Source organism: Secundilactobacillus yichangensis, from assembly GCF_016861565.1.
Lineage (GTDB): Bacteria > Bacillota > Bacilli > Lactobacillales > Lactobacillaceae > Secundilactobacillus > Secundilactobacillus yichangensis.
Window position 1 is genome coordinate 1 of record NZ_BOLK01000006.1, and the last position, 14121, is coordinate 14121.

Consider the following 14121-nt stretch of genomic DNA (forward strand, 5'->3'; position numbering starts at 1 on the left):
CAAGCTTGGCTGGGTCCGTTTGAAAGAGTTTGGCTACATTCCTACAGACTCAGAACATTTTGTGATCAAACAAGGCCGAATCAAATGCAAGGCTGGTAAGTATTATTTGACCTGTTTAGTGGAACAGGCCGAACTGCCAAAGTTAGAATTAACGGGTGAGCCTGTTGGAATTGACCTTGGCCTAAAAGAATTTGCCATTCTGAATGATGGTACTTTGTATCATAATCAGAATAAAAGTAGCCGGGTAAGGCGCATCAGAAAACGCCTGCGCCGGCTGCAAAGAAAGTTGTCCCGTCAGCATCGCACGCTGAAAGCTAGAAAACAGAAAGAAGGGAGATCTGCTACTGATTTAAATCTAGCCAAAACTCAGCGGAAAGTACAACGCTTGTATCAACGATTAACCAACATTCAATCAGACTATCAAAATAAGATTATTGCCACTGCGGTGAGAGCCAAACCGCGGTGGGTAGCCTTAGAAGACTTGAATGTTAAAGGTATGATGAAAAATCGGCATTTAGCCAAAGCAATCAGTTACCAAGGCTTCTATAACTTTCGGCTTAAACTGATTGCTAAATGCCAGCGGTTAGGCATTCCGGTGCACTTAACTGGCCGATTTGAACCGACTTCTAAGTTATGCCATCAATGTGGCTATAAAAAAGTTGATTTAAAGCTGCAAGATCGAGTGTATGAATGTCAAAACTGTGATTATACCGAAGATCGAGATATTAATGCGGCCCTGAATATCAGGGATACTGAAAACTTTGAATTAGCCTACTAAAACAGGCTTCAAAGCATGTACCGGTGGCTAGCCGGGAATTAACGCTTGTGGACTATCATATCAACTGTATTAGTAAGCTTTATACGAGGCAGGATAGAAAGAAGCAAGAATAATCTATAACTTCTTATAAGTTATCAGTAGCAGGAGTTTGAGATGAAAGATAAAGTGGACGCAGTTGCCGAAAAGGTAGCGCCAAGCGAATTCTTGGCGTACTTCCTTTACGGTTTTGGTCAATGTTTTAGTTATGGTATTGTTGGTAGTTTCATTTTGATTTACTACACGGATGTTGTCGGCATTGCTTCTGTCATTGCCAGTGCAATCTTCTTAATCGCCCGTGTTTGGGATGCCGTTTTCGATCCCATTGTCTCAGGATTTATGGATAAAGGCCGTAACACCCATGGCAAGTTCCGTAAATACATGAAGATCGCCCCAATCTTTATTGTGGTATCAACCATCGCGTGCTTCTTCACGCCTAGTATCAGTATGACCGGGAAGATTGCCTACGCTGCTGCTTCATACATCTTATGGGGCACCACTTACGCCTTTTCTGATATTCCTTTCTGGTCAATGTCTACGGTTATGACTAAGGACAGCCGTAAGCGGACTAACTTGGTTACCACTGCTAGTCTAGGGGTTTCTGCCGGAGGCGGCATGGTCGCTATTGTCTTACCATTCATGCTGGCCTACTTTAAAAATAACCAGACGCCTGCTACCAGCTACTTGATCAGTATTATGATCTTGATGATCATTGGTTTTGTCTTCATGCAAATCGGCTATCGGTTCACAAAAGAACGGGTCAAGCCATCATCTAAATCTGAAAAGATCACTACTCATGACATTATCATGGCTGTCAAAGCAAACAAATACTTGCTTAAAATGTTACTCATCATGTTGCTAAAGATTTTCATGGAAATCGTCAACTGCATCATCATTTACTTCTTTACCTACAACTTGGGTAACGCTAAATTTATGAGTATCTTCGGTGTTATCGGTACATTTAGCGCCATTACTTTCTTAGTTATTCCGTTCATTACAAGATACTTTAAGAAGCTTCAAATTCTTAGATTTTTACTTATTTCTGATATTATCTTCCGGGTTATTTTCTTCGCACTTGGTTACAAGAATGTCACCCTTGTCTTCATCCTATTGACCGTTACGCAATGTATCTATGGCTTGACTGGTCCAATCACGGTTGCCATGTTATCCGAAACTGTTGAATACACTGAAGTTAAGACTGGTAAGCGTTGTGAAGCTATCGTATTCGGTGGTCAAACCTTCGCCAGCAAATTAGCCATTGCCTTTGCTGGTGCAACTACTGGTTTGATCCTATCATTCATTAGCTATCAACCGAACACTGCACAATCTTCTAGCACTTTAACTGGTCTATTCATCATCATTTCAATTTTGCCAGCTTTAGGTTCACTCCTTCGGCTGTGGGTTCTGAAAGGTTACGACTATAACGAAGACGACTTCCGCAATTGCCGTAAAATCTTGGATGAACGGGCTGCTAAGCTTGATCAAGAAGACGACCAATCTGCTGACGTTGACAATCCTGCAGTTGCTAACGGGCTGCAAACAGAAGCGACTAAAGCAACTGGAGATGCGTCATAGATAGTATTTCATTATTAATATAAACCGCTATTATTGACCAACATTCATATATTTTTTCAAACTATCCTTCCTCTTTTTAAAAGCGCGGTATATCGCCCCTTCAAATATAGTATGCTGACAACTAAAATAGCTACGAGATTAAATTTAATCTCGCGGCTATTTTTATTGCTGACGAAAAATTTCAGAATTGTTTTCCCTTAATCAGAACAACATGCTAAATTAGTTATTGTACATGTTTTAACTGTGTTTAATTAATTCTGTAAAGTGGTGAATAAAATGCTATTAGGAAGTATCGAAGCCGGCGGCACCAAATTCGTTTGTGCTGTTGGTGACGAAAACTATCAAGTTAAAGAACAGATTCAATACCCAACAACATCACCCGAAGAAACCATTCAGAAATCAATTGATTTCTTTAAGCGTTTTACTGACTTACAGGCAATTTCAGTTGCCTCATTCGGTCCAATCGAGATTCGCAGAAATTCAAAATGGTATGGTTACGTCACCGACACGCCCAAAGCCGGCTGGTCGCACACCGATTTCTTAGGCGTGCTGAAAGCAGCCTTTGATCTCCCAATCTACTGGACCAGTGACGTAAACGGTTCGGCGTATGGTGAATACATCTTAGCTACGGCATCGAACGCGCGGCTCTCCGCACTAACGTATTACACGATTGGGACTGGTGTCGGTGCTGGGACAGTTTTGGACGGTAAGTTTATCGGCACTTTAGGGCATCCCGAGGTTGGTCACGTTCGGTTAAAACGTCATCCTGATGACTTAGATTTCAAAGGTATTTGCCCCTATCATGGCGACTGCTTGGAAGGTTTAGTAGCCGGACCAACTTTTGAAGCCCGAACCGGTCGCAAGGGTCAAGACATTCCTTTGACTGATCACGTGTGGGATATCATGGCTTATTACGTGGCTCAAGCTGCTTTGCAAACAACACTGCACATCCGCCCGCAGAAAATTGTGTTTGGCGGCGGCGTAGTTAGCGAAACCTTTCTGAAAAAAATTCGTCATGAGTTTGCGGTACTGATGAACGGTTACCAAGATGTCGGCAATCTGGCGGATTACATTACCATGCCGCTCGCCCCAAACAACGGGTCAGCAACCATTGGAAATTTTGCGTTAGCATATCGAGAAACTAAACAATTAAAAAGTAACCAGCAACCCAATGCATAAACTAAAGCAGCAACCGATTTTCCGAGAATGGGAAATCGGTTGCTGCTTTTAATGATATTGATTAATTCAAATCACTTAACATAAGTCGTCTTAAAGTTATAGTTAGCGCCAGCTGAGTTGTAAACAAAGTTCTTCACGTTCCGGTTAAATAACCATGGTGCCGCCGATTGATACAGTGGTGTGATTCCCTGATCCTTCAACAGGATATTTTGCGCCTTAACCATATCGTCCCAACGTTGCTCTGGCTTGTTAGCATCCGTGGTGGACGAAGCTTTGATCAACTGGTCGTAAGTGCTGTTAGACCAATCGGAAATGTTGCTTGGGTTGTGAGTCGTGTAAATGTTCAAGAACGTGATCGGGTCTGAGAAGTCCGCAAACCAGTCAGCCATCGTCACTTGATATTGCCGACTTGCTTGCCGTGCCAATACTGTCCGTGGCGGAATGCTGGAAATCGTGACCTTCAGCCCTGGTAAATGCTTTTCGAGAGCGCTTTGCAGATACTCACTCACCTGTTTAGTAGCCTCACTGTCACCGCACATAATGGTAAATTTAGGATTAGTAGTGCCGGTTTCTTTCAATCCTTGCTGCCACAGCGACTTCGCTTTAGCCGGATCGTATTTCATGGAAGCAGGCGCTGTGGTATCTGCGGTAAAGTCCTTACCAGTTTTGGGGTTAGTCGCTAACCCTTTGGAAACGAAACTGTTATTGACGAATGACCCATCACCAAGGACCTTCTTAGTGATCTGCTGACGATTTACGGCCATGGAAATCGCTTCACGAATCTTTAAATTCTTGAATAACTTCATGTGTTGATTCAAAGCGAGGTAATAGGCACATGACTGAGGCCGTGAAACCAAATCTTTATTGTGCTTAAGGTTCTTCGCTTGAGGGCCAGTTAGTGGCGCACCGATCAATTTCTTGGAATTATATTGATTCAAAGCCGTCTGACTGTCTTTAACAACTTGGTACTTGATAACACTCATCTTAACGGCTTTCTTATCCCAATAATGATCGTTCTTCACAAGGCTCCAGGTCGTCCCAGTTCCATTCCATTTAGTTAACTTGAACGGCCCATCGTATACCATCCGATTGCTTCGTGTACCATACCCGTCACCATATTTTTCGACCACTTTTTGATCTTGCGGATAGAAAACTGGGAAACCAAGTAACAGCTTGAAATATGGAATTTGCTGATCCAGATCAATGGTTAACTGATACTTGCCAGTAGTTTTAATCCCCAAAGTATCTGGCGCTTTTTTACCTTTGGTAATCGCATCGGCATTCTTGATACCGCTGAACAAATACGAGTACTGAGAAGCCGTTTTGGGGTTGACGGTTCGCTGCCAAGAATAAACGAAATCCTTAGCGGTCAGCGTATCACCATTACTCCACTTGGTATTATGGCGGATATCGATCACATAATGGCGGCCATTATTAGACTCGGTCAACTTGGTTGCTAGCCCCGCCTCCGGTTTACTATGTGCTCCCAAGCGGTACAGCCCTTCATTCGTATTATTTAAAGTATCAAAGGTCGCCAAGGCAGTGGATTTTGAAAGATCCATAGTTGACAACTCACTATCAGCGGGCATCGTGAACGTCTGTTTCTTACTCGAACTGCTACTTGAACCACAAGCACTGAGCATTAACGCTAAGCCTGCTAAACTAGCGATAATCGCCCATTTTCGATTAAATCCCATATTCTTTCCTCCCAGTCAACTCAACTAAAGGACAACAACGATTACTCATATTCTATCACAACTATGAGTAAATACACATATTATTTTAATATTTCTTTAATGTTACGTTTTCTAAAGTAATGATTATAGGCCTAATTATCCCTGTTAAAATAGGGTTTATACAATTTCACAAGCATCTAGAATTTTTTCCTTATTAATTAAAATTAAAGCAAAATGAGAAATAGGATTTCTATTTGCATATATTCTAAAAAATATTCATTTTTAAACTGTTCAATATACATCTGATGATGCCAACTAGAGATACAAAAAAAGTGCGTCACAAAAGTGCGTCACAATAGTAAGAAAATTAACTATTGTGACGCACTTTAAATTGGTTATTAGTTATCCATTACTTGATATAAGTCGTCTTAAAGTTGTAGTTTGCACCAGCAGAGTTGTAAACCACGTTCTTCACGTTCTGGTTAAAGAGCCATGGTGCTGAAGATTGATACAGTGGGGTAATCCCCTGATCCTTCAACAGGATGTTTTGGGCCTTGACCAAATCGTCCCAACGTTGCTCTGGCTTATTAGCATCCGTTGTTGAGGAAGCTTTGATCAACTGATCGTACGTACTGTTAGACCAATCGGAAATGTTGCTTGGGTTGTTCTTGGTGTAGATATTCAAGAACGTGATTGGATCTGAGAAGTCCGCGAACCAGCTAGCAAACGTCACTTGGTAGTTACGTGAAGCTTGCCGAGCCAATTCGGTACGGAACGGAATATTCGAAACGGAAACCTTTAACCCTGGCAGGTTCTTTTCAAAGGAGTTTTGCAGATATTCTGTAATCTTCTTACCAGCGTCAGTATCAGAACCTAAAATAGTGAACTTAGGGTTAGTAATTCCAGTCTCCTTAAGTCCCTGTTGCCAGAGTTTTTTCGCTTGAGCTGGATTATATTTCATAGAGGCCGGCGCAGTGGTATCTTCAGTAAAGTCCTTACCAGTCTTAGGGTTGGTAGCTAATCCCTTAGAAACAAAGCTGTTGTCAACAATTGAACCGTCACCAAGAACCTTCTTCGTGATCTGCTGACGATCGATTGCCATGGACATAGCTTCACGAATTTTCAGGTTCTTGAATAACTTCATGTGCTGGTTCAAAGCAAGGTAGTAGCTGCTGGATTGTGGCCGAGCAATTAAGTCCTTGTTATGCTTAAGGTTTTTAGCTTGGTTCCCTGTCAATGGCGCACCAATCAGCTTCTTAGAATTATACTGGTTCAAGGCCGTCTGGTTGTCCTTAACGACCTGATACTTGATGGCACTCATCTTAACGGCTTTCTTATCCCAATAAGTGTTGTTCTTGGTCAGTGTCCAGGTCGTACCAGTCCCGTTCCAATGAGTAAGCTTATACGGTCCGTTGTAGACCATTCGGTCACTTCTAGTCCCGTAACCATTGCCGTATTTATCAACAATCTTTTGGTTTTGCGGATAGAATACTGGGAACCCAAGTAACAACTTGAAGTATGGAATTTGATAATCCAAATCAATGGTTAGCTGATACTTACCAGTAGCTTTAATTCCCAGGGTATCAGGCGCTTTTTTACCCTTGGAAATGGCATCCGCGTTCTTGATGCCGCTAAACAGTTATGAGTACTGTGACGCGGTCTTCGGATTAACTGTCCGCTGCCAAGAATAAACGAAGTCTTTAGCAGTCACAGTATCACCGTTACTCCACTTAGTATTATGGCGCAGGTCAATCACGTAATGACGGCCATTATTCGTCTGTGTCATCTTGGTAGCCAATGCCGTTTCAGGTTTACTATTGTTCCCTAAACGGTATAGCCCTTCATTGGTGTTATTCAACATGTCAAACGTACCTAACGCAGTGGATTTTGACAAATCAATTGTTGATAATTCACTGTCGGTTGGCATTGTAAACGTCTGTTTCTTGCTCGAACTGTTACTCGAGCCACACGCACTGAGTATTAACGCTAGACTTGCTAGGCTAGCAGTTACTGCCCATTTTGGACTGAACTTCATATCCTTTTCCTCCTAGACACTCATCAAATCAACAACAACGTTACTCATATTTTATCACATTTATGAGTAAATACACATATTTATTTAATGCCTGCTTAATTATTATACTTATTATCAGGTGTGTGAGATACCGCTAAGCACCTAAAAATCAGTATTACTTGTATCAACCATCAATTTTCTGTTATGCTCATAAAAAAGGAAAGGTTGCAAATAAATGAGAAAACTAAAAGTTCCCCTTATTCCCCAGCGACCAGAATTACCCACCGGCTGTGAAATCACCGCGGTCACCATGATGCTGCAGTATGCTGGTGCACAGGTAAATAAAGTTCAGCTCGCCAAGGAAATGCCCTATGATACAGCTGACTGCAACAAAGGCTTTGTAGGTGACCCGTTTACGGAAAACGGCAACAGCATCTATCCCCCAGCCCTCATGGATTTAATCACTAAATACGCCGGTCACGGGACTGACCTGACCGGAGCTGACTTATCAACCCTAAAAGCCCAAATTGATCTGGACCATCCAGTAGTCGTTTGGGTTGGTGAGTTTGATGGCTTCCACACTCACGCGCTGACCATGATCGGCTATGACGACAATGCCGTCATCGTAAATGACTGCTGGACGGCTAAAACTGAAAAGTTATCCAATCAGCAATTTGCTGAAATTCGTGCTCATTTGAATAATCGGGCAATAACAATTTAAAAAGAACCGTTGATCAGCTGTCACAATCGGCAGTTATCAACGGTTCTTCTTTTATACTTTTAAAGCTGTTTGGTCATTTTCATCAGCTAAATAAGCGCGACCCGTATTTTTCACAACCACGTAGTTCGCTAAATGCTGATTCAGCTGTTGCTTGAATGAAGCTAACAGATCGTCATAAGCAATCTCAGTTTCACCCTTTTGGTATAGCAGCTGTACAAAACCATCGTATTCATCTTCAAGGAGTTCGCTGAAACTGCGCACGCTTACGTAACTTGGCGGATTATTGCCCTGTTTTTGATAGTCCTTGGTGCAAGCTACTTCCTTATCCAGCACATCTGGAGAAACTCCCATTGCTTTGATGATATCCTCAGATGATGGTAAACCGAATTTCTCGATAATTTCTTCGGGTTCCATGTTAGGTTGAGGCATCTATAAATCACTTCCAGATTTTTTATTTAAATTCATTAAATTCCTTGTTACCAGTGAGTTTTAAAAAGTCGGGAGTTAAGCAATCCGAATCGCTAGACGCGCGTTTTGAACACCAAATACCGTCCGCTGGCAGAAACGATTCATGACCGTTTTAAGAAAAACGGCAACGATTTCCGCTAACTGACCCACGTCGTAGCCGTTCATTGCCGGCTGATGATATTGAATCGTTAAAATCGCTCGGTGATGCTTATGGTCCGCACGCACCGCGGCCAGGCGCGCCGTTCCCTTTTCATTACCAGCAGTATAGGGCACATCAGTATGCCACTCATCCGTCCACGGACTTTGCGAAAGCAGCAGCTCATGAATCGCAAACTCCAGCTGAGTACCAGTGGTGATATGACGCTGATTATGACGGTCGAGCCAGTCAATATAAACTGGCAGCTGAAAGACAAGCGTAGTATTGATATAGCTCCCCTTCTTTCTACAAACTCACTAATGCACAAAGTATACTACCATGAACTAAAAATGCTATAAGACATCGCCCATCTTTAATTTAAATTTAAATACTTTTATGAAACTGTTAAACAAGCAAAAAGCAACCACAGAAAATGTGATTGCTTTTTTAACTGAAACAGCTTACTTAGCAATTGAAAGTTCCGGATATTCACTTAAAAACTGTGCAACTGCTCCAATGAGATTGGATTCGTTACAAAACCGGCAACGGTCAATATCGGTTGTAACGGTCGCACTTTTTTGCATCAAAAGGGCACGTACCCGTTCTCGAAGCATCTTTAAGAAGTCGTCTCGAACCGATATCCCCCCGCCTATTAACAATCGATCGGGATTAAAACTGGTAATTAAATTATAGGCAGCCAAGCTTACCCAATGCAGCATATTGTTGATGCAATCATTTGCTAATAAGTCACCCGTTTTAGCGCGTTCAAAAATCTGCGGTGCTTCTACCGTTTCGACTGAATGACTGGCTTGGGTATACCGGTTCGCCATTTTCACCGGGCTGGCCAGGTCACTCAAGGTCCTATCGTGACCATCCATAATGCTGTAACCAAACTCACCCATAAAATTATCACGCCCGGTCAAAAGCTTACCGTCCTGAATAATGCTGCCGCCAATTCCGGTACCAATAACCAGTAACGAAACTGAAGAAACATCTTTGGCGTTACCGATCCAGGCTTCTGCCAACCCGGCACAGTTCGCGTCATTTTGAATCGTAACCGGTAACTTAAACCCATCGCTGAGTGCTTCACGAATTGGAAAGCCGGTTAAATACGGAACTGCGGTCGTTCCAGAAATCTTGCCCTCACTAACATTTACACTTCCGGGTAAACTGATGGCAACGCCATGAATCGGTCGATTAAGCTGTTCGGGTAACCTCAGTAACTGCGTTAACATTTCGGACCAAGTTTTCGGTGTCTTAAACTTTCCCAGCTTAGTCATCCGCTGCTGATCCCAGTACCCGTATTTAACGGACGTTCCACCGATATCCACTGCTAGTAAACCACTGTCATTTTGCACCGTCAGCATTTTCATCACCTAATTTCTCGCCCTGAGTTGCAATCACTTTTTGGTACCAGTAAAAGGAATCTTTACGGTATCGCTTCAAAGAGCCGCTGCCGTCATCATCGCGATCAACATAAATAAAACCGTAACGTTTGGATAACTGGCCGGTACTGGCGGAAACAATATCAATGGCGCTCCAAGGCGTATAGCCCATCACGTCTATTCCGTCATCGTTTATCGCCAGTTCCATCTGCTTGATGTGATCCCGCAGATACTTAATCCGGTAATCATCGTGGATTTGATCGTCTGCTTCCAGCTGATCGATTGCGCCAATGCCATTTTCAACGATGAATAATGGTAAATGGTAGCGGTCATTCATCCAGTTGAGAGCGTAGCGCAACCCCTTAGGATCAACTTGCCAGCCCCAGTCTGACTTTGGCACGTACTTGTTTTCAACGAGGTCATTCGCTTCGTTATAAGAATAGTACTCATCTTCACCCGGCCGTGCTGCCGTCGCAAATGACATATAGTAGCTAAAACCGAGGTAGTCAACTTTACCCTGTTTCAGAACGGCCAGATCTTCCGCCGTAATATCCAAATTAAACTTTTTGGCAGCCTGATACTTGCGTAACCAATTAGGATAACGCCCCTCTACTTGGACATCCGAAAACCAGAATCTCGCCTGCATCGCTCGTTGGGCCTTCAGTATATCATCTGGTTTATCAGTTGCCGGGTAAACTGGCGAAAAGGCCACCATGGCACCAATTAATAAATCAGGGTTCAATTCATGAGCAAACTTTACCACCTGGGCACTGGCAACCACTTCGTAATGAGCTGCTTGATACATCACCGCTTCAGCGTTCTCCCCCTTATGAATTTGAACACCAGAGTTGGTAAATAACGTAAACGCACGGTCGTAGTTCGTTTGGTTATTGATTTCGTTAAAGGTCAGCCAGTATTTAACTTTTTGCTGGTAGCGGGTAATAACCGTCTTCGCAAATTTAACGAAGCAATCCAATACTTTCCGGCTGCGAAAACCACCGTATTCCGTTACTAAGTGATAGGGCATTTCAAAGTGTGACAGTGTCACCACCGGTTCAATATGGTACTTGTGGCACTCATCGAACAGTCGATCATAAAACTTTAATCCAGCTTCATTGGGTTTTGCCTCATCACCGTTAGGAAAGATTCTTGACCAGGCAATGGAGGTTCGGAAACACTTAAAACCCATTTCCGCAAATAACTTCACGTCTGCTGGAAATTGATGGTAAAAGTCGATGCCCTCGTGATTCGGGTAAAATTCACCGGCTTCAACGCCATCGGTTATCCGCCGCTCGTCAAAATTACCGGCAGCCGTCATCACATCCGCGACACTGAGTCCTTTTCCATCGACGTTATAAGCGCCTTCAGCTTGGTGAGCAGCAATCGCGCCACCCCATAAAAAGTCCTTTGGTACTTGCATATTTATTTCCTCCTAATTAATAAACAAAAGGAGCCCAAATACCTATCTCATGTGGGTATTTGAACTCCTTAAACGATTAGATTATCCGATTGATTAATGATGAAGGATCAGTCTTGTCCCATTCATGTGAAGAACGCTGTGAATTGCCATTGAAGCACCGCCAAGTAGCGTGGCGTAATGAACGTCTTTTGACATTACTAACGGTGGCACTAACGGTAAAAAGGTGAGTTTCATTTGCACGTTCTTCAAAATTTCTGGCAGACTATCGATTAACGGTGAATTATAGAAGATCATTTGCGGATCATAAGCAGAAATCAAATGGCTGGTGACGATTGCCAGGTAGTAGCAGAATGAATCGATTAACTTCGATACCTGTTCATCATGATTCTTATAATCTTCAATAAGCATTGTCAGATTATAATCCTTATTTCGCTTAATGACGCAGGCTTTATTAATGATTGCATTCAGCGACCATTCTGACTCAAGGGTCGGCAATTTTGCTAACCGTTCCTGACTCTTACCTGAATCCGGAATCAGCATCCGACCAATCTCACCCGCCTGACCATAATTGCCAGTATAGAGGTGTGCGTCAATAATCACGCCGGCACCAACGCCTTCGTGAATACTGATGGAAACCAGATTTTGTAATTCCTGCTTACTATAATCCTCTTCAAAAATTGCTGACAGGTTAGCCTCATTTTCGACGATCACCGGCACGTGGTACTGATCCCGAAAATAGTCGACGAGGTTAACGTCATCGTAATCAATAAAATCCGAATTGAGGATTTCGTTCTCATAGACCACGCCAAAGACCGCGATTGAGATAGCCTGTAAGCCATTAACAAAGTGAAAGTCTGGCAATTGGGCTATGAGATCATCCATTTTCTTTAAAATAACCGATATCGGCTGATGATTAATTTGCTCGACATTATATTCCAGCACCCGACCATCAAATTTAGTCGCTAACATTTCAATTTGAGTGCCTGAAATACTGAAATTCACGGTGTATCCGAACTCAGCGTTATATTCCACCAGTTCGGGTTTCCGACCACTGCTGCCGTTACTTGAGTGCCCTTCACCCAAGCTCTCTACCAGCTGACGTTCTAACAGCTGACCAACAATATCTGACACGGTCACCTTATTCAGGCCCACCTTTTGGGAAATTTCATTCCGTGATAATGGCCCGTTATTAATGATCTCAGCCAGTACTGAGCGCTCATTATAGCCGCGCATAATGTCTTTGTTAATAATCATCCGAATCGCTCATTTCTCATCATTATTCTGCTTCTGCATTTTCTTTAGCATGCTTAGCTGCTAAATCACTCTGCATCTTCTTTTCAATTCCATCTACATGATAGAACAATAATGCGATGGCGGATAGTCCAAATCCGAGAAGCGGTACCCAAATGTAATTCATTTCAATTCCGTGTAAAGCAGTTGCAGTTTGCGCGTGGTTTGCAACGTAACCGGTTGAAGAAAGGATGGCACCAGTAATGGCACCGCCGATACCCATACCAAGCTTAGCTGAGAAGCTTGAGAATGAAGTAACGATACCTTCTGCACGGATCCCGTTCTTCCATTCACCATAATCAACGGCATCGGCCAACATAACGGCAATCAAGCCTGAAACGTAACCAGTACCAAGGTAACCGATGATAGTTGCGAAGACGATCATACCAACGCTTAAGTGTGAAGCACCTAAGTCCAACAGAAGTTGACCAACGCAGGCTAAGATCATCCCACCTAACATGGTATTGCGCTTACCAATTAATTTAGAAGTCAACGGTGTCAAGACAACGGCAACTAAGGCAACTAATTGCAAACTCAGTACCAATGAAGCTAAACCAGCATCGTGCATGTTGTACTTAAAGAAGTAAACCGTAACTTGTGAACGGGTTTGCATCCCCAACCAGTAAATGAAGTTGATGAAGATGATGATCGCCCATGGCCAGTTTTTCTTCAGTGCTTTAAGGGATTCTTTAATTGGAATAGATTGACGAGAACTCTTCGTTTGTACCCGTTCGTGAGTATTCTTGAAGACGACCGCAAAGATCAGGACAACGATAATGCCGACAATCAATGCCCAAATGAACCAGCCGCGTTTGCTGGTAGTAGAACCACCTAAAAATGCAACCATTCCTAAGGTAATTCCAGTAATAATCGTGGCACCGGCAGTCCCCATGAATTGACGAATGGTTGACAGTGTGACACGTTCTTGAGGGTTACTTGTTAATGATGGCAGGATTGAAGTAATTGGAATGTTGACGGCTGAATACAGCACATCAACGCCAATATAAGTAATGTAGGCCCAAATTATTTTACCCGTAACACTCAAGTTGGGTGTCGTAAAGACGAGGACACAGAAAACCGCAAACGGGATTGAGAACCATAACCAGTATGGCCGACTCTTCCCCCACTTAGTATGGGTATGATCGATCATAATTCCCCAGAATGGACCATCAAAAGCATCCACGATCCGGGCAACTAAGAACAAAGTACCAACTGCGGCTGCACTAATACCGAAAGTATCAGTGTAGAAAATCATTAAGTAAGTTCCAACCATTTGAAACGATAGGTTACAAGCAAAATCACTTAAGCTATAAGAAAACCGCTCTTTCCAAGGGACCTGATTTTTTTCAGGTGCCGCTTCTGCGGTCTTTGAGACATTTTGGCTCATAATTAGCACCTCATATTTAATTAGGATGTGATTATTAATAAATTCAATTTTCAAAT

General features: G+C 42.8%; 11 protein-coding genes and 1 pseudogene. 4 read left to right on the forward strand and 8 right to left on the reverse strand.

Features of this window, described 5'->3' with window-relative positions:
- From JUE95_RS06475 to scrK, 3 genes are all read left to right on the forward strand, one after another.
- The coding region (locus JUE95_RS06475; RefSeq protein ID WP_203650093.1) for an RNA-guided endonuclease InsQ/TnpB family protein at window positions 1–778 on the forward strand (778 nt) is incomplete at its 5' end.
- A gap of 153 nt (window positions 779–931) precedes the next feature.
- Entirely contained in the window at window positions 932–2389 is a 1458-nt protein-coding gene (locus JUE95_RS06480; protein WP_203650095.1) for an MFS transporter, read from the forward strand.
- A gap of 276 nt (window positions 2390–2665) precedes the next feature.
- Window positions 2666–3568, forward strand: a complete 903-nt coding sequence (gene scrK / locus JUE95_RS06485; protein ID WP_203650097.1) for a fructokinase ScrK — start codon at window positions 2666–2668, stop codon at window positions 3566–3568.
- Between the two features lie 71 nt (window positions 3569–3639).
- On the opposite strand, the gene JUE95_RS06490 is transcribed toward scrK, so the two are convergent.
- Both JUE95_RS06490 and JUE95_RS06495 read right to left on the reverse strand, forming a co-directional pair.
- Window positions 3640–5265 carry a peptide ABC transporter substrate-binding protein gene (locus JUE95_RS06490; protein ID WP_203650098.1) on the reverse strand — a complete coding sequence of 542 codons (1626 nt, stop codon included), beginning with the start codon at window positions 5263–5265 and terminating at the stop codon, window positions 3640–3642.
- Window positions 5266–5653: 388 nt separating this feature from the next.
- A pseudogene (locus JUE95_RS06495) lies at window positions 5654–7279 on the reverse strand (peptide ABC transporter substrate-binding protein).
- 214 nt (window positions 7280–7493) lie between these two features.
- Here JUE95_RS06495 and JUE95_RS06500 point away from each other — a divergent pair.
- Window positions 7494–7979 (forward strand): C39 family peptidase, encoded by a 486-nt coding sequence (locus JUE95_RS06500; protein WP_203650100.1) that lies wholly within the window; start codon window positions 7494–7496, stop codon window positions 7977–7979.
- 51 nt (window positions 7980–8030) lie between these two features.
- Here the strand turns inward: JUE95_RS06500 and JUE95_RS06505 are convergent, their stop codons facing one another.
- From JUE95_RS06505 to JUE95_RS06530, 6 genes are all read right to left on the reverse strand, one after another.
- Window positions 8031–8408: a hypothetical protein gene (locus JUE95_RS06505; RefSeq protein ID WP_203650102.1), complete on the reverse strand. Its 378-nt coding sequence runs from the start codon at window positions 8406–8408 to the stop codon at window positions 8031–8033.
- Window positions 8409–8483: 75 nt separating this feature from the next.
- Window positions 8484–8720: a hypothetical protein gene (locus tag JUE95_RS06510; RefSeq protein WP_203650104.1), complete on the reverse strand. Its 237-nt coding sequence runs from the start codon at window positions 8718–8720 to the stop codon at window positions 8484–8486.
- 324 nt (window positions 8721–9044) lie between these two features.
- The gene (locus JUE95_RS06515) at window positions 9045–9956 is read right to left on the reverse strand and encodes an ROK family protein (RefSeq protein ID WP_235995265.1); all 912 of its coding nucleotides are present in this window, start codon (window positions 9954–9956) and stop codon (window positions 9045–9047) included.
- Window positions 9931–11388 carry a 6-phospho-beta-glucosidase gene (locus JUE95_RS06520; RefSeq protein ID WP_203650107.1) on the reverse strand — a complete coding sequence of 486 codons (1458 nt, stop codon included), beginning with the start codon at window positions 11386–11388 and terminating at the stop codon, window positions 9931–9933. Before JUE95_RS06520 ends, JUE95_RS06515 begins: the two co-directional genes overlap by 26 nt.
- Window positions 11389–11481: 93 nt before the next feature.
- Complete coding sequence (locus JUE95_RS06525; protein ID WP_203650108.1) at window positions 11482–12642, reverse strand: ROK family transcriptional regulator; 1161 nt, start codon at window positions 12640–12642, stop codon at window positions 11482–11484.
- 22 nt (window positions 12643–12664) lie between these two features.
- Window positions 12665–14065 carry an MFS transporter gene (locus JUE95_RS06530; protein WP_203650109.1) on the reverse strand — a complete coding sequence of 467 codons (1401 nt, stop codon included), beginning with the start codon at window positions 14063–14065 and terminating at the stop codon, window positions 12665–12667.
- Window positions 14066–14121 lie beyond the last annotated feature (56 nt).

Excerpts from the sequence above, each read along its gene's own strand:
- JUE95_RS06480 (WP_203650095.1), top strand. The coding sequence starts at position 932 with ATGAAAGATAAAGTGGACGCAGTTGCCGAAAAGGTAGCGCCAAGCGAA.
- scrK (WP_203650097.1), top strand. The coding sequence starts at position 2,666 with ATGCTATTAGGAAGTATCGAAGCCGGCGGCACCAAATTCGTTTGTGCT.
- JUE95_RS06490 (WP_203650098.1), bottom strand. The coding sequence starts at position 5,265 with ATGGGATTTAATCGAAAATGGGCGATTATCGCTAGTTTAGCAGGCTTA.
- JUE95_RS06500 (WP_203650100.1), top strand. The coding sequence starts at position 7,494 with ATGAGAAAACTAAAAGTTCCCCTTATTCCCCAGCGACCAGAATTACCC.
- JUE95_RS06505 (WP_203650102.1), bottom strand. The coding sequence starts at position 8,408 with ATGCCTCAACCTAACATGGAACCCGAAGAAATTATCGAGAAATTCGGT.
- JUE95_RS06515 (WP_235995265.1), bottom strand. The coding sequence starts at position 9,956 with ATGAAAATGCTGACGGTGCAAAATGACAGTGGTTTACTAGCAGTGGAT.
- JUE95_RS06520 (WP_203650107.1), bottom strand. The coding sequence starts at position 11,388 with ATGCAAGTACCAAAGGACTTTTTATGGGGTGGCGCGATTGCTGCTCAC.
- JUE95_RS06525 (WP_203650108.1), bottom strand. The coding sequence starts at position 12,642 with ATGATTATTAACAAAGACATTATGCGCGGCTATAATGAGCGCTCAGTA.
- JUE95_RS06530 (WP_203650109.1), bottom strand. The coding sequence starts at position 14,065 with ATGAGCCAAAATGTCTCAAAGACCGCAGAAGCGGCACCTGAAAAAAAT.